This window comes from Lentibacillus saliphilus (genome assembly GCF_019093865.1).
Taxonomy (GTDB): Bacteria; Bacillota; Bacilli; order Bacillales; family Amphibacillaceae; genus Lentibacillus_B; species Lentibacillus_B saliphilus.
In genome coordinates, this window is the sequence record NZ_JABJXD010000006.1 from 131,499 (window position 1) to 157,933 (window position 26,435).

23 protein-coding genes are annotated in these 26,435 nt (G+C 38.7%); 11 read left to right on the forward strand and 12 right to left on the reverse strand.

All coding sequences use genetic code 11. The features are described from left to right. Window positions 1–296: 296 nt before the first annotated feature. Window positions 297–830: a sigma-70 family RNA polymerase sigma factor gene (locus HPC67_RS11305; protein ID WP_217587941.1), complete on the forward strand. Its 534-nt coding sequence runs from the start codon at window positions 297–299 to the stop codon at window positions 828–830. Then, window positions 814–1,821 carry an anti-sigma factor gene (locus tag HPC67_RS11310; protein ID WP_217587945.1) on the forward strand — a complete coding sequence of 336 codons (1,008 nt, stop codon included), beginning with the start codon at window positions 814–816 and terminating at the stop codon, window positions 1,819–1,821. Before HPC67_RS11305 ends, HPC67_RS11310 begins: the two co-directional genes overlap by 17 nt. Window positions 1,822–2,210: 389 nt before the next feature. Here the strand turns inward: HPC67_RS11310 and HPC67_RS11315 are convergent, their stop codons facing one another. From HPC67_RS11315 to HPC67_RS11325, 3 genes are read right to left on the reverse strand one after another with little or no spacing between them, the layout of a single operon-like run. Then, a complete protein-coding gene (locus tag HPC67_RS11315; RefSeq protein ID WP_217587946.1) occupies window positions 2,211–2,864 on the reverse strand; it encodes an ABC-2 transporter permease in 654 nt (217 codons plus the stop codon). Continuing rightward, entirely contained in the window at window positions 2,861–3,712 is an 852-nt protein-coding gene (locus HPC67_RS11320) for an ATP-binding cassette domain-containing protein (protein WP_217587949.1), read from the reverse strand. The genes HPC67_RS11315 and HPC67_RS11320 overlap by 4 nt, the downstream gene beginning before the upstream one ends. Window positions 3,713–3,715: 3 nt before the next feature. Next, complete coding sequence (locus HPC67_RS11325) at window positions 3,716–4,087, reverse strand: GntR family transcriptional regulator (RefSeq protein WP_217587953.1); 372 nt, start codon at window positions 4,085–4,087, stop codon at window positions 3,716–3,718. Window positions 4,088–4,503: 416 nt separating this feature from the next. Here HPC67_RS11325 and HPC67_RS11330 point away from each other — a divergent pair, with 416 nt between their 5' ends. The 4 genes from HPC67_RS11330 to HPC67_RS11345 all read left to right on the forward strand — a co-directional run bounded on the left by HPC67_RS11330 (window position 4,504) and on the right by HPC67_RS11345 (window position 9,248). Then, window positions 4,504–5,187, forward strand: a complete 684-nt coding sequence (locus HPC67_RS11330) for a response regulator transcription factor (RefSeq protein ID WP_217587955.1) — start codon at window positions 4,504–4,506, stop codon at window positions 5,185–5,187. A 29-nt stretch (window positions 5,188–5,216) separates the two neighbouring features. Beyond that, window positions 5,217–6,035 (forward strand): sensor histidine kinase, encoded by an 819-nt coding sequence (locus HPC67_RS11335; RefSeq protein WP_217587957.1) that lies wholly within the window; start codon window positions 5,217–5,219, stop codon window positions 6,033–6,035. A 116-nt stretch (window positions 6,036–6,151) separates the two neighbouring features. After that, window positions 6,152–6,832, forward strand: a complete 681-nt coding sequence (locus HPC67_RS11340; RefSeq protein WP_217587959.1) for an ABC transporter ATP-binding protein — start codon at window positions 6,152–6,154, stop codon at window positions 6,830–6,832. Further along, window positions 6,825–9,248, forward strand: a complete 2,424-nt coding sequence (locus tag HPC67_RS11345; RefSeq protein WP_217587960.1) for an ABC transporter permease — start codon at window positions 6,825–6,827, stop codon at window positions 9,246–9,248. Before HPC67_RS11340 ends, HPC67_RS11345 begins: the two co-directional genes overlap by 8 nt. Window positions 9,249–9,699: 451 nt before the next feature. Here the strand turns inward: HPC67_RS11345 and HPC67_RS11350 are convergent, their stop codons facing one another. Further along, a complete protein-coding gene (locus tag HPC67_RS11350; RefSeq protein WP_217587961.1) occupies window positions 9,700–10,611 on the reverse strand; it encodes a LysR family transcriptional regulator in 912 nt (303 codons plus the stop codon). A 154-nt stretch (window positions 10,612–10,765) separates the two neighbouring features. Between HPC67_RS11350 and HPC67_RS11355 the strand changes: the two genes are divergently transcribed. Continuing rightward, window positions 10,766–11,812 (forward strand): 2,3-butanediol dehydrogenase, encoded by a 1,047-nt coding sequence (locus tag HPC67_RS11355; protein WP_217587962.1) that lies wholly within the window; start codon window positions 10,766–10,768, stop codon window positions 11,810–11,812. 293 nt (window positions 11,813–12,105) lie between these two features. Further along, window positions 12,106–13,299: a hypothetical protein gene (locus HPC67_RS11360; RefSeq protein WP_217587963.1), complete on the forward strand. Its 1,194-nt coding sequence runs from the start codon at window positions 12,106–12,108 to the stop codon at window positions 13,297–13,299. A 387-nt stretch (window positions 13,300–13,686) separates the two neighbouring features. On the opposite strand, the gene HPC67_RS11365 is transcribed toward HPC67_RS11360, so the two are convergent. Then, window positions 13,687–14,037 carry a hypothetical protein gene (locus tag HPC67_RS11365; RefSeq protein ID WP_246570009.1) on the reverse strand — a complete coding sequence of 117 codons (351 nt, stop codon included), beginning with the start codon at window positions 14,035–14,037 and terminating at the stop codon, window positions 13,687–13,689. A 189-nt stretch (window positions 14,038–14,226) separates the two neighbouring features. On the opposite strand from HPC67_RS11365, the gene HPC67_RS11370 reads away from it, so the two are divergent. Then, window positions 14,227–15,105 (forward strand): aminoglycoside 6-adenylyltransferase, encoded by an 879-nt coding sequence (locus HPC67_RS11370; RefSeq protein WP_217587965.1) that lies wholly within the window; start codon window positions 14,227–14,229, stop codon window positions 15,103–15,105. 34 nt (window positions 15,106–15,139) lie between these two features. On the opposite strand, the gene HPC67_RS11375 is transcribed toward HPC67_RS11370, so the two are convergent. Then, the gene (locus tag HPC67_RS11375) at window positions 15,140–15,967 is read right to left on the reverse strand and encodes a DUF2785 domain-containing protein (protein ID WP_217587967.1); all 828 of its coding nucleotides are present in this window, start codon (window positions 15,965–15,967) and stop codon (window positions 15,140–15,142) included. A gap of 138 nt (window positions 15,968–16,105) precedes the next feature. Here HPC67_RS11375 and HPC67_RS11380 point away from each other — a divergent pair, with 138 nt between their 5' ends. Then, window positions 16,106–16,411, forward strand: a complete 306-nt coding sequence (locus HPC67_RS11380) for a helix-hairpin-helix domain-containing protein (RefSeq protein ID WP_343327837.1) — start codon at window positions 16,106–16,108, stop codon at window positions 16,409–16,411. 219 nt (window positions 16,412–16,630) lie between these two features. Here the strand turns inward: HPC67_RS11380 and HPC67_RS11385 are convergent, their stop codons facing one another. The 5 genes from HPC67_RS11385 to HPC67_RS11405 form a co-directional block, all read right to left on the reverse strand. Further along, the gene (locus HPC67_RS11385) at window positions 16,631–17,143 is read right to left on the reverse strand and encodes a glycosyl-4,4'-diaponeurosporenoate acyltransferase CrtO family protein (protein ID WP_217587971.1); all 513 of its coding nucleotides are present in this window, start codon (window positions 17,141–17,143) and stop codon (window positions 16,631–16,633) included. A gap of 16 nt (window positions 17,144–17,159) precedes the next feature. Then, complete coding sequence (locus HPC67_RS11390; RefSeq protein ID WP_217587973.1) at window positions 17,160–18,272, reverse strand: glycosyltransferase family 2 protein; 1,113 nt, start codon at window positions 18,270–18,272, stop codon at window positions 17,160–17,162. A gap of 63 nt (window positions 18,273–18,335) precedes the next feature. Beyond that, a complete protein-coding gene (locus HPC67_RS11395) occupies window positions 18,336–19,820 on the reverse strand; it encodes a phytoene desaturase family protein (protein WP_217587974.1) in 1,485 nt (494 codons plus the stop codon). Between the two features lie 29 nt (window positions 19,821–19,849). Then, entirely contained in the window at window positions 19,850–20,707 is an 858-nt protein-coding gene (locus HPC67_RS11400) for a phytoene/squalene synthase family protein (RefSeq protein ID WP_217587976.1), read from the reverse strand. Then, complete coding sequence (locus HPC67_RS11405; RefSeq protein ID WP_217587978.1) at window positions 20,679–22,256, reverse strand: phytoene desaturase family protein; 1,578 nt, start codon at window positions 22,254–22,256, stop codon at window positions 20,679–20,681. The genes HPC67_RS11400 and HPC67_RS11405 overlap by 29 nt, the downstream gene beginning before the upstream one ends. 202 nt (window positions 22,257–22,458) lie before the next feature. Here HPC67_RS11405 and HPC67_RS11410 point away from each other — a divergent pair, with 202 nt between their 5' ends. Next, complete coding sequence (locus tag HPC67_RS11410) at window positions 22,459–23,373, forward strand: MerR family transcriptional regulator (protein WP_217587979.1); 915 nt, start codon at window positions 22,459–22,461, stop codon at window positions 23,371–23,373. 230 nt (window positions 23,374–23,603) lie between these two features. Here HPC67_RS11410 and adhE read toward each other — a convergent pair whose 3' ends face one another. Next, window positions 23,604–26,207: a bifunctional acetaldehyde-CoA/alcohol dehydrogenase gene (adhE, locus tag HPC67_RS11415; protein WP_217587982.1), complete on the reverse strand. Its 2,604-nt coding sequence runs from the start codon at window positions 26,205–26,207 to the stop codon at window positions 23,604–23,606. Window positions 26,208–26,435: the final 228 nt, after the last annotated feature.

Sequence of the window (26,435 nt, forward strand, 5' to 3'; positions counted from 1 at the left end):
ACAAACGAAGAAGAAAAAACCTTTAACTGGGGTTCTTGTCAAATCTAACAAAACTACTAATTGTCTTGGTACAATTAAATAAGAGTAGCAGTCAGTAGCGAGAGCAACGAAATGGTAAGGGAAAAGTATAGAATCGTCATATGACATACTTTTTCTGACCTTACCTAATAAAAAGGTGGTTCTTTGTTTTTTTGTAAGCAGTAATAATTCCTTTGAAAGATAAAACTTCAAAAAATACTGTAACATATTTATCGGTAAAACGTGTAAATAATGTAAAAGTAATGAGGGGGGGTCAAATGCGAAATCAACTAAAATTAGAAAAACTATATAAACAGTATGCAAAGACCCTCTATTTTTATTTATTAAGATTAAGTGGCTCGAAACAACTCGCAGAGGATTTAACACAAGAGACGTTCGTTCGTGCTACTGTTCATCTTAATAAATATGAAGGAGAAGAGGCTCGTGCTTGGCTTTTTAAAGTAGCACGTAATGCCTATTTAGATGAATGGCGAAAGCAAAAACGGAGGAAGACAATTCCCCTCTTATCAGTATTTTCGTCCAAAGAAGATATGATTAGTCGGTATGGGATTCCTGAAGATTCCCTTTTAATGCAAGAAACGCAGCAACAACTTGAAGATTTATTGTTTTTTTTGCCTGAACAATATAGGTCGATCATTTACTTGCGTGAGTATGAGGAATTTAGCTATAAAGAAATAATGGAGACATTGCAATTAACAGAAGGGCAAGTGAAAGTGAAACTTCATCGAGCTAGAAAGCGGTTATCGAGCCTTGCTGAAAAGAAAGGGTGGTATTATGACGGAATGGAATAAAGAATTGGAAAAGAGAATATTAAAAAAATCAAAGTTCACCTTATCGTTTCGGATTTTACGAACATTGTTAATGGTATTAGTTATTTATGCTTTATACATGATGATTACGAATGTCGTTGCAGACAAACTTGCCGTTGGAAAGGAAAATATGTATTATTCAAGTCTTGCACTTGAGTGGACTGTCCCAAATGTTCGGGGTGATTTCGATATTAAGGAAGAAGCAATGACTGTTTTTGGAACAAAAAGATTGTCCTATAACTTACTTAAAAAAGTAGGTAGTGAGGATGTTGTGATTGGTGAAGCACAAGTAACAAAGAGACTGTTCAGTGGTCTTTCAAATATTAACTACTCCCACCCTGGTTTACAGCAATTAAGCGAATTTTCCTTCTCGCTACCTGAAGATCCACAAACAAATAGGAAACTGGAAGCTAATACCTCACCTCATGTATGGGAATCATTAGAGATGTTACCTGGTGGAACGGTAGGAGAGTTAGCTTTTTCAACTACAAGTTTTATGAAATCAGAAAAACTAATTGAAAATTTACATGAATACGATATTCATATATTATGGATGCCTTTATTTACTGGGGAATTTGTAAATTTTAATCCAAACGATTGGAGTGAAGGTAGTAATTTGATCATGGTTTCAGATGTAATTGGTCTAACAGGTGGAATTGATCATGACGAAAATTATCATCAATCTTTACGGATCAATTGGTTGGATGAAGGGTCGTTAAAGGAAAGTAAACAATTAATGTTAAAAAATATGAAAGAACTCCTAAATAAACCTAATAGTTATTATGAGAAATTTTTAGGTTTGGGGCACTTGAAAGAAAAATATCAATACTTAGAAGGCGAGGGTTTTATTGTATATGGAGCCGTTGTAACAGGTCCTGTAAAAGAATTGTTAAAGTTAAAAGATGCCCCATTTGTTCAAGGTGAACAATTAGGTGAAGTTAAGTTATGGAATTGGGAGAAACAAAATGAATAAAATTGGAATATAAGGGGTTTAAATGGCAATAAAAATCCAATTTGTGATCTCTGTTATGCACCACAGTCTGCAACTAATGCAAACTATGATGTGTGTTGGAATGTCAACTTAGAAGGTAAAACTGCTGTTATTCCACCTTCTAATTATAATTACGTGTATCGGAGTGTACTATTAACTGCGAAGTAAGAGTCGTACGCTCTCTCACTTACATAGTTAATATTACACTCTCTATTACACGTCCCAATTTTAATACGCAGGCGGGATGTTTTCTCTTTATTTTTGCGATATTGTTTGATGGCTTATTTCTGATTGTAAGACCAACGCCTGGAATCAGCACCTAGTATAATAACTGGAAAATCCATATACCGTGCTTTCTACTCGCTAAGTAGTTAAAATTCTTTCTTGTTCATAATCGACACACTAATTTTATAAGAGAGTAGTAGAGCTACAACTGCAATAACGATTGCTCCCATATTTAACATTCCGATGCTCATTGTTGATAAATTATTTAACATTGAAACCAAATCAAAACTGAATGACTTTGCAATTTTAACGATAAGGACGCCGATAATAAACATTAAACCTAAAGCGCCCATAATACCTATTCGGCTCTTTTCTCCACCAAATTTTAATTGAAAAGGAAGCATAAACGCTAATATCATTAACATTGCTGGCAAAACCATAAGTGCAGTCATTAAAGTATCAAGTATTAAATTATGATCTCTTGTTAGTCCTGCACCCAAAACAATAATCGTTCCAAGTAACCACGAACTTCCACCAACGATAAGACCAAATCCGTACTTTTCTTTGACATAGCATTTTCGGTTAATTGGTAATGAGAATATAAAGGCGTTCCCATTATCAAATTCATCATAACTGATCGTACTTAATGTGAATAATGAACCTATAAATGCCATATACCCAATGATAAATGAGGAGACTTCTGTGAATACAGCCATTCCAACTGCTATCGCAACAATGAGCAGATAGAAATGCTTTTGAGCTTTCATGAGTTTGAAATCTTTAATTAATAGTCCTTTCATAATTCGACACCTCTAATCATCATTGTAATGACTTCATCAATCGTCCCTTTTTCAATTGCGATTTGCGGGTGGTTTTCTATATAATATTGCTTCTGATTTGTCAAACAACTATAACCGTAACTTTCTTTCTTGTAACGTAAGATATATTGTTTATCAATATCGGCATATTGTTTCTGATCTACTTTTAACAAAGCGTAGTCGCTTAGTAGAACGTCTGTATCTTCGTGCATGATGATTTTTCCTTCATGTATCATATAAAGGTCATCGCATAAAGTTTCCAAATCGCTGGAGATATGAGAACTAATTAAAATAGAACGTTCCTCATCTTTTTCCATAAAATCTCTTAACATTTCTAATAATTCATCTCTGGCAATCACATCGAGCCCTGCGGTTGGTTCATCTAATATTAGTAATTTAGCATTGTGCGAGATGGCTATCAAAATTTTTAATTTTGCTTTCATACCTGTTGAAAAATCTTTAGTTTTTTTATTTCGTGGCAAACCAAACCTCTGTATCTGTTCCATAAAAAATGGTTTATCAAATGCTTTATAAAGATTATCCAAAATAGGAATCATATCATTAATAGTCAAATATCCACTAAATCCAGAATCTGATAAAACAATTCCCAAATCCTGCTTATCTTCTGTCTTGAACGCTTGAATATCCTTTCCTAGTATACGGACTGTTCCACCATCACTAGTAATCAAGCCTAAGATTGCCTTGAATGTTGTACTCTTACCTGAACCGTTTTGTCCGATTAGACCTGTTACACGACCTTGCATGATTTCTAACGAACAGTCTAATGAGAAAGCATCATAGTTCTTTTTTAAATGTTCAATCTTTAACATATATCAACCCTCCAAAATCAATTCAAATAAACTCTTAATGTCTTCATCACTTATCCCACAACGTCTGCCCTTTTGAATAGCCATTTCCAAATCAGCTTCCACTTCTTTTTTTTGTTCCTCCAATAAAAGCTCTGTGTTTGTCGCTGCTACATACGTTCCTTTGCCATGAACCGTTATGGTAAAGCCTTCAGATTCCAAATTATCGTATGCTTTCTTAACAGTTAGAGCACTAACTTTGAGTTCTTTTGACAAAGTACGAACAGACGGTAAATTATCATTTTCTTTCAGCTCGCCATTACGTATTAAAGTTTTGATTTGATCTACAATTTGCTCGTAAATGGGAACCATCAATGAGCTGTTAATAATAATCCTCAATTTTTATATCCCCTCCGTTCGTTAACAGTATATAACAGTCGGTAACTGTTGTCTAGTGTTATACTCTGTTTATTGAAATTAGATCGTTCTGTGGATATGATTTTGCCGGTAAGTAAAATATTTTGGATGAAGATATTTACAATGAATACCGTTTTAGGTCGATTTCTCCAAATAAAGAAGATTATTTTCATAATGGGTGGTAACATAAATAAAGAGCCGTTAAATTTTTCGTCTCTTTATTTTTTTATTTGCCTGTTAAAAGTACACAACGCTTGTGGTGTTGGTAGCGTGGATATCTAGGTCGGTATGGTTTTCAACACGGGCTATCTGGATAGTTCAGGTTACGGACTAGAAATAGGTTGAGTTAGTAAGATGGATGTTTTATCAAAATAGTGTTTAGGGAAGAAGGTGAGTTCTTGTATAAAATTTTATTAGTTGAAGATGACAAAGCGTTATCAAATGGAATTGCTCTTGCTTTGCAAACTAATAGTGTAGAAATCATTCAGTGTTATGACATAAAATCTTCTAAAACTAAATTAAGTTACAATACATTTGATTTAATGATTTTCGATATAAATTTACCTGATGGTAATGGCATGGACTTGCTTTGTGAAGTGAAAAAAGTAAGTGATACGCCTGTCATTATGTTAACGGCAAATGATATGGAAGTAGATATTGTAGCCGGTCTTGAAATGGGGGCAGATGATTATATCACAAAACCTTTTAGCCTTGCCATACTTCGTGCAAGGGTAAACACCCAACTTCGAAAGCGTTCTAATGCTAATGCCAAAGAGAATACTTTTATCCAAGATGCTTTCCAGTTTGACTTTGATAAAATGGAATTTCATAAAAATGCCACAGCCATAGAATTAAGTAAAACCGAGCAAAAATTGTTGCGTATATTAGTTGAGAATAAGGGTGTTACCTTGGATCGTAGTACTTTAATTGACCGAATTTGGACAGATGGTGCAGAGTATGTAGATGAAAATGCATTATCTGTTTCCATTAAAAGATTACGTAACAAATTGGAGGACATCCCTTCAAAGCCACAATATATCAAAACTGTTTATGGAATTGGTTATGCATGGGTGGTGACGTAAGAATGAGCCTATTTAGAGTAAACAAGGTCATGGAACGATTAAATCAAATGGTTGATAATGCGATAGAAGGAAGGCCAATAGAAAATGGCTTTGATGAAACTAAAATGTCAGCATTGGAGACAAAATTATCTAACTATCTTGCTATGAACAGCACTACTAAAGAAAAATTGAAGGAAGAGAAGTTTAAAATCAACGAGTTAATCTCTGATATTTCTCATCAAACAAAGACACCTCTTTCAAATATACTGCTTTATACACAGCTACTTGCAGAAAGTGACTTATCCGAACAAGACAAAAATTGTGTTGCTGCATTGACACAGCAAGCCGGAAAATTAAATTTCCTAATTTCTTCTCTAGTAAAAACATCAAGACTAGAAACTGGAATAATTGCTGTAACGCCTATACGTTTTAGTATAAATAATCTTTTGGAAAATGTAATCAATCAGATAAAACCAAAAGCGAGCGATAAACAGATTACATTATCTCAAAAGGGAGAAAACATACAGGCTTTCTTTGATCCGAAATGGACGGCTGAAGCGCTATATAATATAGTTGATAACGCAGTAAAATATTCTAAGGTGGGTGGGAAGGTTGATATAGTTGTTACTGCATATCAACTTTTTTGTCGCATTGATGTGACTGATACAGGAATTGGCATCAGCGAAGAAGAAACCACAAAAATATTCTCGCGTTTTTATCGATCACAGGCAGTCAGTAATGAAGATGGTGTAGGAATAGGGCTATACCTTGCAAGGGAAATTATTGCAGCAGAGGGGGGCTATATTAAGGTGAGGTCAGAATTAAACCGAGGCTCTACTTTTTCTGTGTTTTTACCAATGGAAGGATGAAATCTTTCAAAACCGTTAGATTTGTCCCCTCTCTCGAAAGATTGTAGAAAGATTTATGGTTTATAATCTGTATTGTAGAGCTACGATACAGATTTTTTTTATGGAGGTGACTAATTATGATTATTCTTGAAACAAGGAGCTTAAAAAAAATATATGGTAGTGGCGATTCTACTGTTCATGCTTTAGATGGTGTTAATTTAAAAGTGGAGAATGGCGAATTCGTATCAATTGTGGGTACATCTGGAAGTGGTAAATCTACCTTATTGCATATGCTTGGTGGACTTGATCGTCCTACAAGTGGTGACGTTATTGTAGGTGGAAAAGAGATTTTTACATTGAAGGATGAAGAACTTACTATTTTTCGTCGGCGCAAAATTGGATTTGTTTTTCAAAACTATAATCTTGTACCTACCTTAAATGTTTATGAAAATATTGTTTTGCCAATTGGTCTTGATGGAAATACGCCAGATAAAGACTATGTGGATAATATTATTCATACGTTAGGGCTTAAAAGTAAGTTGCGAAATATGCCGAATAATCTATCGGGTGGACAACAACAACGTGTTGCAATTGCTAGGGCGTTGGCATCAAAGCCAGCGATTATTCTTGCAGATGAACCAACGGGAAATCTTGATAGCAAAACGAGTCAAGATGTATTAAGTCTGTTAAAAGTAACAAGTGAAAAGTTTAAGCAAACGATTGTTATGATTACTCATAACGAAGAAATATCTCAACTTGCAGATAGGGTCGTTAGAATTGAGGATGGGCAGATTGTAGGTGGTGTCAGCAATGCTTAAGGTAAACAGTAAAAAGGCTATAAATTATTTAGTGAAAAGTAGTTTGAAACAATATAAAATGCGTAATTTGTTTACGATTATTACGATTGTTTTATCCGTAAGCTTAATTGCTGGCCTTGCCTTTCTATCTTCAGCAATAGAAGAAACAGAGCGAAAGGAGCTTTCCACAAGGCAGCATGTCATTTACCATAATGTAAATGATAAGCAGATATCAGCTTTAAAGAGTCACTCTCAAATTTCATTTGAAAAGGACATTAAAAGAGGACAAAGCTTTGAACAAGAGGATTATATTATTACGCCATATTATATAGAACAAAATGATTCTCCTTTTATAACAGTCGATATTGCTGAGGGAAGATATCCAGAGCAAATAAATGAAGTGTTGGTATATGATCAAATGCTTGTTCAAATGGGCATTAAGCCAAGAGTAGGGCAAAGTATGTCCATTACTTATCTTGACGGAACAACCGAGGACTATACTGTGTCTGGTCTATTAACTGCAGAAACAACTGATGTGTTTCCTGTTTATTTTTCAAGAGAGTATGCTTTAAGTGGAAGTCAGTTAAAAGATGTTCCATTTGACCTTTCAGCCCAAATTGAGGGTGCTGAGAAAATGGGAAGCGAGGAATTTTTATCAGTTATTCGTGGAATAGGTGCAGGTTGCGGTATAGACCGCAAGAATATAAACGAAAACAATGCTTTTCTAAGAAGTCTTACTTATAATTATACAGAAGTTATCATGATTGCGTTGTTAGCTTTTGCTATTTTACTTGTTAGTGTTTTGGTTATCTATAGTATATTTTATATCTCTATTTCGGAAAGAACTAGACAATTTGGTCAGCTTAGGACAATTGGTATGACTAAAAAGCAAGTGAAAAGAATGGTGAGAAAAGAAGGTGCGGTTCTCTCGTTAATAGGGAGTGTAATAGGTATTATCATCGGTGCGGTGTTTGCATTTTCAATGAAGCCACAAGGTTTTAGCCTTGATGTTTTTGCACTCTATGCAATAGCTATTTTCGCTGCGAACTTTATCACGGTGCAGGTGTCTATTGCAAAGCCGGCAAAGCTTGCAGCAAGTATCTCACCAATTGAAGCTACAAGAATGAGCGGTTATGAAGTAAAGAATAAGAAAAAACAAACGAAGAATCTACAAAGAAAATTGTCACCACTATCTTTGAGTATGATTTCTACTAAAGGCAATCGCAAAAAATCAATGATGACGATCATTTCGTTAAGCCTTGCAGGTATTGTATTTATGTCTGCAAGCAGTTATGTGGATTCGATGAATGCAGAAGAATTTTCTCGGGAATCTTGGTTTAAATTTGGTGAATATACGATCAATATTTCTTCAAATGCTGCAAAAGTGAATGATTATGGAGACATGGGTATTAAGGCAAATAATCCTTTGAACGACACTCTTATTGAAAATTTGCAGGCAGTTGACGGTGTAAAAAAAGTTATTGCTATGCAGACATTATCAGTGAATTACACTTATAATGATGTGACCAAAAAGGATGTAGCTGCTCCATTTACTAAAGATGATGCAGGTCTGATGTCTCAGTATTTGAAGGCAGGTAGCATTGACTACGAAAAAATGATTGAAAATAAAGAAATCATTATCGCGCATAACGAAATTGCAAAGGAAATTTTCGGTTGGGATTTCAAAGTTGGAGATACTGTGAGCTTAAAGTGGTATAATGGCGAAAATGAAGTAGAGGACGTCTTTACAATCGCGGGAATATTGCAGCCGAGCACTACTTTATACAGGAACCAAGAGATGTTTAGGCTTGCTCATAACGCAGGGTGGTTTATGATGCCACAGGGATTGCTTGACACAATGATGACGCCTAAATTTAATTTAAACACGCGAATTATTGTTTCTACGGAGGACTATTGGAACACAGAAGAAAGAATTGAAAAAGAAATTCTATCATTCACAGCAAATAATCCCCTTGTTACCTTATCTACGCTCAAAAGTGAAATGGAGAATGATAAGCAACTATACAGTGTGATATATTTTACCTTCATGGGGGCAGCATTATTTGTCATAGCTTTTAGTATCATTAATCTACTCAATACTTTGATATCTAACACAATGGCACGGAAAAGAGAGTTTGCCTGCCTTGGTGCAATTGGTGCAAGTAATAGGCAAATAAAAATTATGATTATAGGAGAAGGGATGTACTTTGCAGCAGTTAACCTAATCGTAACAGTTACTATCGGTACTTTGATGGGATATGCACTTGTGAAATTTGCAAAATGGAACGGGGTTAGCTTTTTGGTGTATCAGTTTCCGTTGACCTATTTGCTTGGTTATTGCCTATTTGTGCTGCTCGGTACCTTAGCAATATCAGCGGTTATTTCTAAGGTTTTAAGTAAAAAATCTTTAATCGAAAGGTTAAGGAAAATTGAGTAATAAGTCTAAACGTGCAACAAAAACACAGACTGTAGCAGAGGGGATTCGACAGTCTGTGACTGTACTTATCTTTTAGGCGTTTTCTAAGTTTTTCAAGCGCACAGCCAACATTGACTGCTTTGTCAATATGCTTTTGAAATAATTAATTTTAGCGCTTTTGTTTTAGCTGATCATTCAAATACATTAAATGCTTCTAACATATCATCAAAATAAAATCGATGCGTAATGAGTTTTTCTGGTTGAATTTTTTCAATGGCCTTACCATCTGAACTGTGGATAACATGCGTAGGCCCAAATTTCTTGGACATCTCGAACTGTTATCATCTAGGTCAATCATAATAATTTCTACTGGAGAATAGAATTGTGCTGTGAGGGAATTTTATTATAAATAGTTAACTAAAACATAATTGTCATCATTTCAACACATTCCAGCTGCGTTTTAATTTATAGATTAATATAAATAATTCATAAACAGATCTTGGTTGAATTTCTTTATAGCCTCATTCGTGATGTGTGATAACGGCATATTACTGTGTTTAAGCCATCCAAAATAGACGAGATGATCTGAGAAATTTTCAACCTCTAACGTAATAAGGTCTCCTGATAAGACAAGTGGATGATGGGCAAATGAATAGTCATGCCCAATGGTAACGGCCACACCTTCAGTTAGCGCCATCGTAATGGCGTCTCCATTGTTCGTAGAAAATAAAACTTCAACGTCACCAAACACATTGGAAAAATCACGGATGAACGATTTAACATAATCATCCTTATACAGGACAAAGGTTTGTTTTTTTAGCTCCTGTGGTGTTATGGTCTTTTTTTGTGCCAGCGGTGATTTTCTTCCGACACAAAGCACCATTTTGCCTTTGATCACGGGCTCAAAAGAGAGGCCGATACTCTGTTGAAGAAGTTTGTCGCTCATTGCTATAAAACCGGCATCTATACGTCTTTCCTGATAGTCCTCCATGATTTCGAACGAACCTTTTTCATTAATGTCCACTGAGAGGTTTGGATACTTTCTTTTTAGTTGTGTGGCTGTTTTAACGAGCGTTGCCATGACACCTGGCAGTCCTACTAAACGAAGCTCGCCTGTTATTGTATTCTGTTCCTCTTTCGCGCCCTCTCTAAGCTCTTGAACACTGTTTAAGATTTCATGAGCTTTAATAATGATTTTCTTTCCATCTTCAGTCGGTAACGCGCCGTTACGAGAACGGTTGAATAGCTGTATACCTAATTCATTTTCAAGTGCAGAAATGGACTGGCTAATACCAGATTGTGTAATATGGAGCGTTTCTGCAGCTTTTGTAATGGATTTTCCTTTGGCAACTTCTACAATATGCTCAAGCTGTTCTATATTCACTCGTTCACCTCATGTACTTAAGTAGTACTTATAGTATCATAACTAATATTAATTTCGGTAATCTATAGGTAAATATTATAATGTGTATAAAGGTATTATAGAATAATTTAATTATACCTAAAAAAAGCAGAACACCAAAAGGGGATGTAGTACAATGAAAGCAGCAGTATGGTATGGAAAATATGACGTACGTGTTGAAAGTACAGAAGAACCCACAGTTGAATCTGGAAAAGTTAAAGTAAAAGTTGCTTGGGCTGGTATTTGTGGTAGTGATTTACATGCTTACCACGGAGAAGGTATTCCAGTAGACGAGCCACATCCAGTTTCAGGTCAAAAAGCACCTCTTACATTAGGACATGAATTTGCAGGTGTCATTGAAGAAGTCGGAGAAGGCGTTTCTGGTTTTTCAGTTGGTGACCGTGTTGCAATAGAGCCACTTATATATTGTGGTGAATGTGAATATTGTAAAGAAAATCATTATAACAAATGTAATTCTGTAGGATTTATCGGACTACAAGCAGATGGTGGCTTCGCTGAATATGTTGTATTAACACCAAATACACTGCACAAGCTTCCAGAAGAAGTATCCCTTGAAGAAGGTGCACTTGTTGAGCCAGCTGCCGTAGCGCTACACGCGGTACGACAAAGTAAAATAAAAGTCGGTAATAAGGTTGCTGTATTTGGCGTAGGACCAATTGGCCTATTAACAATTATTGCTGCTAAAGCTGCTGGTGCTACAGATATTTATGCAGTTGATATGTCACCTGAAAGATTATCAATAGCCAAAGAAGTAGGCGCTACTCATATCATTAACCCTGCTGAAACAGATTCAGTACAAACCATCTTAGAATTATCAAATGGTGGCGTTGATGTTGCGTATGAAGTTGCTGGTGTTGAAGTGACACTTGCGAATGCATTGTCTACTGTTAAAAAAGGTGGAGAGGTTATGGTGCTCTCTATTTTCCCACAGCCTGTAAAAGTAGATATGTTACAGCTTACCTTTAAAGAAGCTTACATTACGTCTACATTAGGCTATCGCAACATCTACCCTGACGTCATTTCATTAATTGCATCAGGTGCCCTTGATGTGAAGAAGGTTATTACGAAAAAAATTACGTTGGATGAAATTGTTGAAGACGGCCTAAAATTATTAGACCGTGACAAGAGCCAAGCTAAAATTTTAGTGGACGTTCAAGCTTAATAAAGAAGAGAATTCTAGGCTGACTTCTAGCGGGGAAATTCTTTTTAAGATGTTTTATAAATATATTAATTGTGCGTGGCGGTGGACGTTTTTAGTTCACCGCCACGTTGTTTTTTCGGATTTGAGTGCAACTTAAATTGGTTGGAATGGGTATTTGAAAGGAAAAGTTTAAAATTAGTATGTTAAGTGTTATGATTTGAAAAAGAATCATAGAAACCTAAACTCATTTTTGATAGATGACTTGAAAAGCTGAAGAAATTCCTTTGTATTCATTTAGAAAGGGAGGGGTTGCGATGGCATATTCAACAGACGCTTCCAGTTCGTTGCGTCTTGATGGTGAAGCAAAGACGATATCAATTGTATCTAACAATTGTTGTTACGGTCCTTATTATTTAATGGAAATTGAAATAGAGCAGCATCTTACGATTACAGACGATGGTCAAGTGTCGTTCACTGGCTTCAAATTAGGTAACGGGTTGGATGAATATGAGTGCACCCGTACAAAGCAATGTTCTTTGGATCAACAATCGACAGATCGTATTTTTTCGGCCTTCACGAGATTTTTCAGTGATGAATTTGTTGAAATGTTTGCTACAGATATTGGTACATGGGAACTGACAATAACCAACACGACAGGGCAGGATTTTGTGTTTAGAGGCCCTTTGTGTGAGGATTATGAAATAGACGGCATAGATCTATCGGATATGGTGCGCGATGCATTGGGCATTGAAAATCTTTTTGTTTTTGATGGCAATAACAAGCCAGATCAGGTAGAGCGCATTTCGGTGGATTATTACAAGACTACAAACATAAAGCCGTACGCGCTCATAAATGAGTTGGAAGACGACCGAGTCACGTGGGACTATTCGGAACACGTGGTTATAGACCGTGAGACAGAAACGATAGAGCACATTCAACAAATCGATTCTGGTTGTGTTGTGTCGCAGCAATACCGTGTTGAGGGAAGGGTGTCAGAATTTCTTGATGATCTTGATGCAGAGTGCTTATTTGAAGATATTAAGGGGAGCTCTCTTGGTGCTGAAGATCCAAATGAAAAAAGGACATATATCATTACACTGGATTTTAAGAACAATCCACAGCGTGTCATCGAAGGTTCGTTTGACAAAAATGGACTCCCAGAAGATTGGTCAGAGTTTGCAGAAGATCTGTCTAATTTTTTAAGTGCGTACAAACACGGAGATATTTTTAATCGGTCTATATATAGCAAGGCAAAACGCCAGGCAAATGAGTATATGTTTTGTAGTGTTGTGTTCCATTATGGGGATAAACGTTATTATTACATTGCAGATGATGACACGATTAAGGTTGGTGATTTTGTACTTGTTCCTGCTGGTATGGATAATCACATAGCTAAAGTGCAGGTGGTCGATATTGAATATGTTTCCAAAGAGGATGCCCCATTGGATGTTGATCAAACAAAGCATATCATTCGGAGATGCAACGAAAATGATTGTGATCCTGCATAATACGTGTAGCAAGTATCAATCATGTTTAGCGATAAAGGAAACAAACTGGGACAAAAGAGGGTTAACCAAATGACAATCCGAACAATACGACCGCTCCGGAAATATACTACGCCTTCCTCCCACTTTCCGGAGTTGGTGTTGAGCATTGTTTGTCTTTTACGTTAAACTTTAAGTTATGTCCCAGCCTCGTCCTAAGTTAAACGATTACTTTGTTAGAGGTGTAATGCTTTATAATGTTCGATTACACTTTCCGTAATTAACGGCGTATTATAAAATTGTACTTGTCAAACCTTCAAGCTGTTTAGAGCCATAAATTAGTAACGTAATGAGGACTACGAGCATGATTGCGTTCGCAAAACTTTCTCCATCAAAACCGCTCATTTATCATCATCCTTTATCCATTTTTTTTTGAAACGCTTCAAAAACATCGTCTATCGTCATATCACCATTTTCTTCAAGAAAATCTGCTAATTTATCCGCCTTTTCATTCCCGTTTGTCAGGTACTTTCCAATGAGTGTTACCGATACGATAGGTGAATTGCGAAACAATTGAACAGCATCTACTTCCAATTTACCTGAAAGCAATAAAGCAGCTGCAACGAGGTCTAAGTGTTTGCCTTTAAATAAATCCTGCATCGTATAATTTGAAAGTGGATTTTGTTTCTTTTCATTACCTTTATTCGGCTTTTGAGGTGCCTGATTTGGTTGCCTTCTTTTATTGTAATATTGACCATTCATTGAAGAAAGCACCCCCTCAAATTAATTTATGCCACTAATACATCCGTGTGAATGGATTACACCTATGGTTTTCAGTGAAAAGACAATTTCTAAAATGTATAATCGTTGTGTACCACATTTGAGCGGAGAGCATAAAAGAATAGCCACCTCGTATGACAGGCTTTGAAAATAGGGATTGGAGTGAGATAAATGAGGAATGAAGAAGAGATGATGGATCTCATTATGGGCGTTGCGAGGAATGATGACCGCATTCGCGCTGTTTATATGAATGGGTCCAGAGTAAATCCTAATGTCCCGAAAGACATTTTTCAGGATTATGACATCGTATATGTCGTAACAGATGTAGCACCTTTTATTCATGATCAGGCATGGTTGACCACGTTTGGTGAGTTAATCATGATGCAAGAGCCTGACAAAAATGATTGTGGCGAGGAGGGCATCGATCACACGAAAACGTATGGCTTGTTGATGCTTTTCACAGATGGTAATCGCATTGACCTTCGTCTGCAAACGAAGGAAGCGATGATAGAAACGTATGGTGAAGATAAGCTCACGCGACCATTAATGGACAAGGACAATAGTTTGCCTTCAATTCCTGCTCCGACTGATGTGGATTACCACGTGAAGCCACCTACTGAAGAGGTGTTCAATAGCTATACGAATGACTTTTGGTGGTGTTTACAAAATGTTGCTAAAGGAATTTGGCGTGATGAACTTCCTTATGCAAAGCTGATGTTCGAATATACGACGAGAGATGCACTCCATAAAATGATCACTTGGTGGATTGGGATTCAAGAAGGTTTTCAAGTGTCGCCCGGAAAGCTTGGGAAATACTTTAAAAACTATCTTCCTGAATCATATTGGAGCATGTACGAAGCCACGTATTCTGATGCTGATGAAACACATATGTGGGACGCCTTATTTGTCACGTGTGAATTATATAGGACGCTGGGTCAAGATGTCGCAGCTCATTTTGATTTTACATATCCAATGGGCGACGACCAAAACATGACGAACTACCTGGAGCGTGTCAGGCAATTACCGGCTGATGCAGAAGGAATCTATTAGACTTCGTTTCATACCATAATCAATTGCGCGCTAGCTATACGCCATATGTTTGCTGATGAAGTTGTTTTAACTGATCGTTAATGAGCCTCCTTGTTCTACTTGTATTGTATTTGAAACCGAGCCTGAAGTAGAGGGATTTAACAAAGGTCGTTATAGTGAACTTCGTGCGATAATAATGGTTTGACGGGCCGTTATCTGTGTACATTAATTCAAGCTGCTTAAATAATTGTAAAACCCATTGTTCTAAGTGACGGTCACTCAATCCTTTTTCAACAAGGACTTCAATTACAAAGATAAGTCGCTCATCTTCTTCGTCAATATATGTTGCATCCTTAAACAAGCAATGTTGTATCGTATCAAGGGTTTCTATGTAGGTGTCGAGGTTAATCTTTGGGTGTGCAGCGAGTGACGCCAATAAATCCGCGCCGTGTGCAATGCTATGAGCCCACCCTTTTCCTGGGACATAGCCTCTCGTATCCTGTTCATGTTTTAAGTACGTTATCGTTTTGTGATAAACAGTCTTGATATCGTCTTTAGATAATACGCCAGTGTCACGGTCCTGATGTATGAGCGCTGTGATGACCAAAGATGAAAAGGATCTGGTAAATACCGCGTCTGTGTGTTTTTCTCCTATTTTATAAAACAAATGCTTGTCATCGAGACAAGTTGCTAAAATATGTTGGTATTGAAGGTCAGATAGTCTATTGTCACTAATGATTTTAATAAAGGTGGGATAGATAAGCTGATCTCTTAGTTCGGGATCAGTTGCTCCAATATGATTTAACATTTCATCGATTAATGCTTCTAGCTGTTCATAGTTTAATTGATCGAGATCCATATTTTTTAATTTTAGTTTTAGCATGTCAGGAGCTCCTTGTCGCATATTTTTGCCGCAATATGAGTAGATACGTACACTTTGATATATCCACTTTAAATAAGTTTCAATTGATTTACAATTAGTTGCAATTAAACGCACCAAAAAATGAGTGGAGGCGATAACGTGAAACAACCAAAAAGACCGAAACTGCCTTTATCTGACGACGAAAAACGTGAGCTTAGACGGTTGAAGATCAAGTTGAACGAATTTCATAACTTGGATGTAGATCAGATTATAGAGAAGGAGCTAGGCTGTTGGACAGATCCTTGTGTTGAAGATCAAATTATCTGTATCATCCACTATGCCAATCGACCTGAGAGTGATAAACAGTGGTATGATTTCACAGCTGAGAGGAAGCGGTACAGGGTGCAAAATGGTTATCCTAGTGATCGGCCTCAAGTCGCGTGGTATGAGGAGCCACAATCTTAAAAGGCAGTGACCATTATGCAATATAACATGTTACCCTTTAAGAATACCCCTTCCAACAAAAATTCTTGAAGGGTTGACAAGCCCATGTTCCCTGATAAACATGTCCGGTCGCGAAGTATAATTTCGGAGCGGTCGTATTGTTGGGGCTTCATGTGAAAGGGCTTTTTTCTAACTGTTAGGACAGGCAGGGGGAGAGACATGCTTCAATTCCTCCCCCGACTACCGAGCCATCTTGTGCTTGAATTCCATTTGAACCCATTTATCAAGTATGCGTTCAATACGTGCGCGATTAAACCGTTGAACGATAATGATTGGTAGGTTAAAGAGAAGGGCATATACGATCATAACCCATCCTGCCCAGACTGGATTCCATAGAAAAAAAAGTGGCGCTGGGAGGATCGACAGCCAATGGGTTAGTTCTGCTCGCTTGGATTCGCTTAAAAACAAAATCAAATCTCTAATACTTCTACCTGGTAACTGATGTTTACTAAAGCCTTGTTTAAGGATCAGTGTGCCATCGGGAATGAAATCTTTCCACGCTTTAATCTTAAAGACGTGCTGCCAAAAGTCTCCCTCACGTTCCCAGGAGCGGATATGATAGATTGTATGCTGTTGGTCGAAATATGATCTTGGGAGCTTTAAGCATATGACAGAAATAATGATGTGAAAGAAGCCCCACGCTAAAATATCCACTACAATTGTCCATGGTGTTGATAAAGAAACAAATGGCATGTACGTTCTTCCTTTCTTACACTTTAATCTGTCTACCCCGCCATGATACGGAATGACGGACATGGGTCCGATACAACGAATAAAGGAAAATCACAGTGAAAAATGAAAGCAGTAGCGGGTGAAACAGGAAGATCCATATTTTGAAGTTTCCTGTTCGTCTTGCAAGTACCCCCAACTGAATCATATAGATCACATAGAGCATCCCTGATAAGAGGATGAAAGAGAGATTTTCAGCATATATGGCTAGGCCTCCGCCTACAACGCTCATCATGCCACCTGCAATCCAAAGGTTGATCAATCCCATAATAATTGGATGGGTTGATTGCGAGGCTGTGGCGAAATTTTTCGTCCAGCCTTCGACGAGCTGTCGAAAGCCTTCTGGATACATACGGAAGGAAATAATGCCTTTTCCCCCGTAACAATGAACAGGTAAGCCGGCTTTTTTAAATTCAATTCCGAGCGCTAAATCATCCATGATTGCTTCTTGGATGTGTTCATGGCCCCCGGATTTGAAATAGTCGTCACGATCACTCAAAATGCATGGACCGAATGCCCCGGCTGTCTCGAATCGGTCTTTCCAAATCGAAAAGACATTCATGCCAGTAACGACGATAATATTAAAAATGGCTGATGCCTGTTCGTATAGTTTTTTTGTTTCATGATACGGCTGTATCGCCATGATGCCGCGTGCGCCCGCTTCCTGAAAAGAGCTTAATAAATGTATGAGACTATCTTTATGCGTCATTTCCGTGTCAGCGTCGAGAAAGAGGAGCCACCTTCCTTGAGCCGATAGAGCGCCATTCCAGCATGCGCGTGACTTTCCTGCCCATCCTTCGAGACTTGTTGTGTTCGAAATGACTTTGGCGCCATAGCGCTTTGCTACAAAAGCCGTTTGGTCTGTTGACTCATCATCAACGACGATCAGCTCGAACGCTTGCAAGGATTGCTTGCTTAACGAATTTAATAACGGCTTAATGCGCCTAGCTTCATTTCGGGCTGGGATAATAATGGACACGAGTGGTAGGTTCTCGTTAACATCTTGTGTCTGTTTAGGAGTGGGCAGCTTCCAAAACATTAAGAAGCCCGAAATGATAGATATGATGACGACACACATACTGATCATGAACATTGAAAATACGATATGCTTCCCCTCCTATTGCAACAGCCCCTTTGATCTTGGTATGAGGGGCGTTTAATGCTTGAAACCATCTCGCCGCAAAATTTTATCCTTTACTTGCTGTCCACTCAACGTAACCATTGGCATGCCACCGCCAGGATTAACCGTTCCACCGACAAAGTACAAGTTATCATATCGTTCACTGTGCTTTGGATGCTTAAAGCCGCGATTTTTCTTTTTGTTTGAGACAGTGCCATATATAGAACCGCGGTGCGACAAATAGGTACGTTCAATGTCATGTGGCGTCCATACATCGCGTGTCACGATATGCTCCCTTAAATTGTCCAATCCCATGTTTTCCAGTTTAATTAAGACCTTTTCCTCTAATGTCTTGTAATCATCCGGTGTAAATGGGTTATCTTGAATGTATGGGATGTGCGGAAGAATTTTTAAATTTTCATGTCCAGGTGGTGCTTGGGCTGGATCGGTCTTATTTGCATTGACGAGATAAATTGTTGGATCGTCTGGCAGCTGATGCTGATGGAAGATCTTATCCATCTGTTCCTGTAAATGCTCTGAGAAAAAGAAATTATGATGGCCCAGCTGTGGATATGTTTTGTTCACACCGAGATGTATGACGAGTCCTGAACTGGACGGTTCGAACGTTTTCTCCAGATCGGCTATGACGTCGTCTTTTTCTCCTAATAAAGCGTGATAGGTTGGGATGACTTCCATATTAGAAATATAATAATCTGCTGTAATGCGCTCCCCACTGTCCAGTCGAGCACCAGTGATGACACCTTGTGACTTTTCAAGCTGAACAATCTCTTTTCCGGTATGGAGGTTGACCCCACATTCTTTCGCGAGCTCAACAAGGGCGTTAGCGAGTAAATGCATGCCACCAGGAACATACCAGACGCCCTGTGCGTGCTGCATATAAATCATCATGTTGAGAACGGCTGGTGCATCGTAAGGTGATGAACCGACATATTTTATGAAATAGGCGAGCATATCTCTGAATCTAGCATTACTGATGCGCTTTTTGATGGCGTCGTACATCGTAGAAAACAGATCGAATTTAAGTGACGTTGTGAGCCCGTGGTGTTTAAGAACAGCGCTTGTCGTGTCTAAGCCTTCTTTAAAATAACCGGATTCTGTTAGATCGTATAAGCCTTTTGCATACTCTAGGAACGCTTTATATTCCGCGATATCTTGACTGCTTAGAGTGGTATTCATCTGCGTCATTTTGTCTAAGTTTCCATACAAATCGATCATCGTCCCGTCAGGAAAAAACGAGCGCCATTCTTTATCGAGTCGTTGAATTTTAACGTAGTCTGCCATTCTTTTTCCACTGTTTGTGAACAGCTTTTCAAAAATATGCGGCATCGTTAGGATAGATGGCCCTAAATCAAATCCGAAGCCGTCTTGCTCAAGACGATTTAACTTTCCGCCTAAATGATCATTTTTTTCATAGAGTGTGACGTTGTATCCGTGTTGTGCAAGAGATATGGCTGCGGACAATCCACCGAGTCCACCGCCGATGACGAGTACGTTTTTCATAAATTACACCTCTTTTTGACTGAATCGCTTTAAGCGTTAAGACATTCGCGGATGTTGATCATTTTATGCTTTTGGACAAAGCTTCGTTTCGTGAAGCAATCATAATCGTTCTTTCGGACAGCATTTAAAATCTCACGATAAATGTGTGCAGAAGCGGCAACGGGCTGTTGACTGTCCGCATCAAATTGGTCGATATGCATTTGAAAAGTATCGTAAAGTGCTTCAGCACGTGCGGCGAGTTTTTCCCATAGCTGGATAAACTCTGGTGTAATGTGGCCGTTTAAAAAATCGGTCATTGTATAATTGGCTTTGGCCATTTCTTCTAATGGTAAATATATACGATCTTTATCACGTAAATCTTCACCGATATCACGTAGCACATTCGTAATTTGCATCGCAATGCCTAGATTTAAAGACACCTCTGTTAAATCCTCACGTACTTTTGACGCAATAATGGGCTGCAGCATTAACCCGACAGATCCTGCGACAAGCTTTGAATAGTGCTCTAAATCATCTAGTGTTTTCGGAATTGAAAAGTTGATATCCATACGCTGTCCAGCTAGTTGATCATAAAAAGGCTGGATATCCATGTCGAACCACTGGAACACATCTCTTAACGCGCGCCACAATGGGTGACTTATTTCTTTACCTTGCTCAAATAGCTCAAGTTCTTTTTCCAAAGTGTTTAAGGCTAGCAGCTGTTCGGAAGGAGATGTGTGTTCATCAACACTGTCATCGGCAATGCGACAAAACGCATAGACGGCATAGACAGCTTGAGCTTTTTGCTTCGGAAGCTTGGAGAAAGCGAAATAAAAGCTTTTGGAATGCTTTCGAATAATACGTTCGCAATAAGCGTAATCAGACTGAATTTGCAATGCGATCGTCATGATCATTCCCCCTCTGTTTATTAGAGTCATGTGCATAAGCAACGGTCTTCTCATCATCACGCAATAGCTCTTCTACAGCGATTTTTGCCGATAGTAAAACAATTGGTACACCTGCGCCAGGATGGGTACTGCTTCCGGTAAAATAAAGATTTTCGCAGTTTTTGGCCTTACTTTGCGGTCTCATATGATTGCTTTGTGATAAAGTTGGCTGTAATCCGAAGCAGGCCCCATTGTAAGCGTTGAATTTTTCTGCAAAGTCGATTGGTGTTGTATAGGATTCTGAAACAATCTCTTGATCGATTTGCTCGAATCCTTTGATGCTTTTGAGTGAATTCAAGACGTAATCTCGGTAATATTGAATCGTTTCGTCGTTCCATTCGTATTTGGCGGTTGATAAATCAGATACGGGAACGAGAATGTACAGGCCGTCTTTGCCCTCTGGTGCGAGTGATGGGTCCATTTTGGAAGCGATATAGACGTAAAATGACGCATCGGTTAACTTGTTCCCGGCAAAAATATCATTTAGATTTTGTTCCAGATTGTCATTAAAGAAAAAGTTATGAACATGGTCGATGTCGTCGTATTTTTTGTCCATCCCTAAATACATTAAAAAACAAGAACAGGAATACTTCATATTGTCGATTTTTCTGTCTGTATATTTACCCTTCGCCTTCGTGTCTAATACGAGATGCTTCATAGCATAAGGGAAGTCGGCATTACATACGACATAGTCTGCGTCTATATCTTGATTGTTGACCAGTATTCCTTTTGCTTGCTCGTTAACGATTCTTATTTCTTCAACATTTGCGTTATAATGAACGGTGCCGCCTAATTCGAGAAACAGTCGTTCCATAGACTGTGCCATCGTGTACATACCGCCTTTGATAAACCAAACCCCGTAAAGAAACTCAATCATCGGGATCATTGTATAAAGGGATGGTCCATTAAAAGGTGAGATGCCAATATATAATGTTTGAAAGCTGATCATTTCTTTGAGGCGGTCGTTTTTAATGTATTTGCTAATAAAATGGTCGGCACTGTCAAATGTCTTTAGCTTTAAGGCTTGTTTAAGGGTGGATGGGTTATAGAAATCGGAAAAATGACGAAAAGGCTTTTGGATAAAATGATCTCTGGCAACGATGAATCGTTTATAAATTTCATTGAGATAATCGAAAAAACCTTGGCTATCTTCATCACCGAACGATTCAAGTGTTTCCATTAATGACGTCATATCTGAAGACATGTGATAGGGTTCATCTGGACGATCACGGAAGTAAACGCTGTACATTGGATCGAGTTTTTCCATTGGAATGTAGTCGTCAGGGTCACGTCCGCAAAGCTCGAATACCTCTCTGTATATTTCTGGCATCATGACGATACTTGGTCCTAAATCAAACTGATAGCCATCTTGGTCGATGCGATGCATTTTTCCACCGGGCATAGATTCTTTTTCATAAATCGATACGCTATAACCAGCATGCTGGAGTCGAATTGCGCTTGCTAAGCCTGCAACGCCAGCGCCGATGACGATTACTTTTTTCTCGTTCAATCGAAACGCCCCTTTTTAATTTTTTTATGATAATGGTATTATTTGTACAATGTTTTATAATGAAATTATACATGATATTATATATATGTCTATACTTTAACTTTGATTCGCTTGAAAAACGTATAATACGGTTTATATTTGTATAATGTTATGGTATAATGATTATACAAAAGAGTTGGACGTAGGAGAAAGGATTGAAAACATGACGGATCATTTTTTGATTAATAAGGTGTCGGAAATGACCGGTCTCTCAACACAGGTTATTCGTAAATGGGAAGATCGTTATAGCTTAATTCAGCCGAGTCGTCAGGATAATGGCTACAGACTATACAGTAAAGATGACATACATACATTGCTCAAAATAAAGGCTTTAAGGGAACAGGGGCATTCTGTGCAAAAAGCCATCGACATTTACGAGTCAGAAAAAGCTGTTGAAGATCAGACTGGTCGTGCGGAGAAGGGGAACGTGGGAGAAAGTCATTATGTGAATCGGATGCTTGAAAGTGGCGCCGTATATGATGAAGCAACGCTTACTTTGTTGTTGAAGCAGGCACATCATGAATTTGGGCTCGACTTGTTTTTGCAGAACACGATAAAGCCATTTTTATTAAAGGTTGGAAAGCAGTGGGCGACGAAGGAATGGGATGAAAGTCAAGAGGCAATATCGAGCCTCGTAATTAGAGACTTTTTAGCTCAGATTGCACGTCATTTTGATCACGCCCCTGATGCGCCCCTTGCACTTGGCTGCTGCTTGCCAGGTGAGAAGCATGAAATTCCACTGCAAATGATCTTGTTGCGAATGAACATGCAAGGTTGGAAGACAATTTTTGCAGGAGCCTCGCCATCATTTAAGGCGATCGAGCAATTGGTGGCTCGGTTGAAACCGAAGAAAGTTCTGTTATCGGCATCAACGAGGCAACCGTTTGAAGAAGATCCTATGATGTTTGACAAGCTTGTAGATATTGCCCGGAGCAATCCCGACGTGACGTTCTATTTGGGTGGTGTAGGTGCGCTAGATTATGAAATCATCTACCAATCTGACTGGCTCACATTTGCCAAGGATATGGATGATGTGCTTTCTCATGGGAAACGTGCGGATGAAGGCTCTTTAGGCTGACGGTTTAGGGTGGGCGTGTGGAGGAGAATCGGCGAGACCTCACGAATAATCGGCGAACCCGCATGAAGAATCGGCGAAATCGCGCGAAGAATCGGCGAACCCCGTACGAAGAAGTGCTGCCCGGGCTCGTACGTGGATAATCTCATGTACCGGAGCACAATAAAACACCCTAAAAGCTCGTTTTTGAGTCTAGCTTTTAGGGTGCTTATTAATATTTGGGCGCGTGTAGCTTAAACGCCTTTGTATGCTTGACGATAAACCTCGGCGAGCTCGCTCACTAATGGTAGTTTAGGATTGGCGATGGTGCATTGATCGTCAAAAGCCAATTCAGCGAGGTGCTCAACGTTGGCTTCGAAATCTTTTTGATTAACACCTGCCTCCTTAATGCTCATAGGAATGTTTAAATCTTTAGCGAGTTTAATGATCGCCTGTACCAAGCTTTCGACACCTTCTTCTGGCGTGCGTGCAGGGAGGTGGAGTGTATGGGCGATTTCTGCATACCGTTCATGCGCAATAAAATGTTCATATTTCGGGAAGGTGGCAAACTTCTCTGGTTTCCGAGCATTATATCGAATGACGTGTGGTAAAAGAATTGTATTCGCTCTTCCGTGTGCGATGTGATAGGCGGCGCCTAATTTATGTGCAAGGCTGTGATTGACGCCTAAAAATGCATTTGAAAATGCCATTCCAGCAATGGTTGATGCGTTGTGCATTTTTTCTCTTGCTTCTTCATCATCGCCATTACGATATGCCCTAGGTAAATATTCAAATACCAATTGGATCGCTTTAATGGCTAAGCCGTCTGTATAATCATTCGCCATGCTTGATACGTATGCTTCAATTGCATGGGTCAATACATCCATACCGGTGTCAGCTGTAACGTCTTTTGGTACAGACATGACGAATTGCGGATCGATGATCGCCACATCTGGTGTTAGCTCATAGTCAGCAAGTGGATACTTCGTGTTCGTCTTTTTATCTGTGACGACGGTGAACGATGTGACCTCTGATCCTGTTCCAGAAGTTGTCGGTACAGCGACGAATTGAGCTTCTTTACCGAGCTTTGGATATTTAACGATACGTTTACGGATGTCCATGAACTTCTGTTTTAAATCGTTAAAATCAACATCAGGATATTCGTAAAATAACCACATCGCTTTCGCTGCATCCATTGGTGATCCTCCGCCAAGTGCGATAATAACGTCCGGTTTAAATTGCTGCATTTGCGCTGTGCCTTTTTCGATCGTTTCAATAGATGGATCAGCTTCAACATCTGAAAAAATTTCACAATGGACATAGTCGGAACGTTTCCGTAAATAATAGAGTGCTTGATCAACATAGCCAAGCTCAATCATCATCGGATCTGTTACAATAAATGCTTTCTTGATGTTAGGCATTTTTTCCAAGTATTGTATGGCGTTTTTCTCGAAATAAATTTTTGGAGGTAATTTAAACCATTGCATATTGTTGTTCCTCCGAGCCATATTTTTGATGTTCATTAAATGGACCGTGCTGACATTGGAGGATACCGAGTTGCCTCCGAATGTTCCGCAGCCTAATGTTAGAGACGGCATATGTGCGTTATAAATATCACCGATTGCCCCTTGCGAAGAAGGAGAGTTGACGATGATTCGTCCAGCTTTCATGCGCAGAGAATATGCATCGATCACACTTTGGTCAGTTGAATGGATGACAGCTGAATGTCCGAGACCGCCAAAATGAAGCATGTCATCAGCACGTTGAATGCCTTCGTCTGCATTAGCGACTTTATAGCAGGCTAAGACGGGACTGAGCTTTTCCCTTGATAATGGATATTCTGGGCCGACACCTTCAAGCTCTGCTATCAAAATTTTAGTGTTTTGTGCGACTTTGACCCCTGCCATCTTGGCAATTTCATAGGCAGGCTTGCCAACGATGTCTGCATTTACAGCACAGGTCTTAGGATTGATAACGAGCTTTTCGACCTTTAAGCGCTCTTCATCTGTTAAGAAATAGCAATTGTTCGCTTCGAGCTCTTGTTTAACCGCTGTATAGATGTCTTTGTCAATGATGACAGCTTGCTCAGAAGCGCAAATCATACCGTTGTCAAATGTCTTCGATAAAATAAGGTCATTAACAGCCCGTTTAATTTTAGCTGTTTTTTCAATGTAGCACGGGACATTCCCAGGACCGACCCCGAGTGCAGGTTTCCCTGAGCTGTAGGCGGATTTAACCATACCAGATCCACCAGTTGCGAGAATAAGTGATATGCCGTCATGATGCATGAGTGTCTGAGTTGCTTCTACGGAAGGTTTTTCGATCCACTGAATACAGTGTTTAGGTGCACCAGCCTTGATCGCAGCTTGATACAGGATTTCGGCGGCTTTGGCGCTACATGTTTGGGCGGAAGGATGGAAGGCGAATATAATAGGGTTACGTGTTTTGATAGAAATCAACGCTTTAAACATCGTCGTTGACGTCGGATTTGTGACAGGGGTAATGCCACAAATAACCCCAACTGGCTCTGCTAATTCGACGATCCCCTCTTGTTTGTTTTCGTTTATGATACCGACTGTTTTGTTGTATTTAATGTTGTGGTAAATATACTCCGTTGCAAAAATGTTCTTAATGACCTTGTCTTCAAAAACACCACGCCCAGTTTCTTCAATTGCGAGTTTAGCCAATGACAAGTGTTCACCAAGCCCTGCTAAAGCCATCTCCTTGACGATTAAATCAATTGTAGTCTGGTCCAATTGTTTAAATTCCTCTAAAGCGCGTCCAGCCTGATCAGCTAATACGTCAATGGCCTGAGAAACAGGTTCACCATGCGGTCTTACCTTTGCTTGTTGTGCCATAGTAATGCCTCCCTTTTAAATTGTGAATTAATGAGCATAAAATACTTTAAGTATATCCTTTACATCTATATTATATATGGATATTTCATGTTTTACCATAATTATATTGTGAAATAATGAGCATATAAATATGAAAGCGATTTAGATAAAATGATCTAAACGCTTTCATTGTTGTAAGGGGTGGATTGGATAGAATTGTGAAAAATATATGACAATAATAAAGTGCAT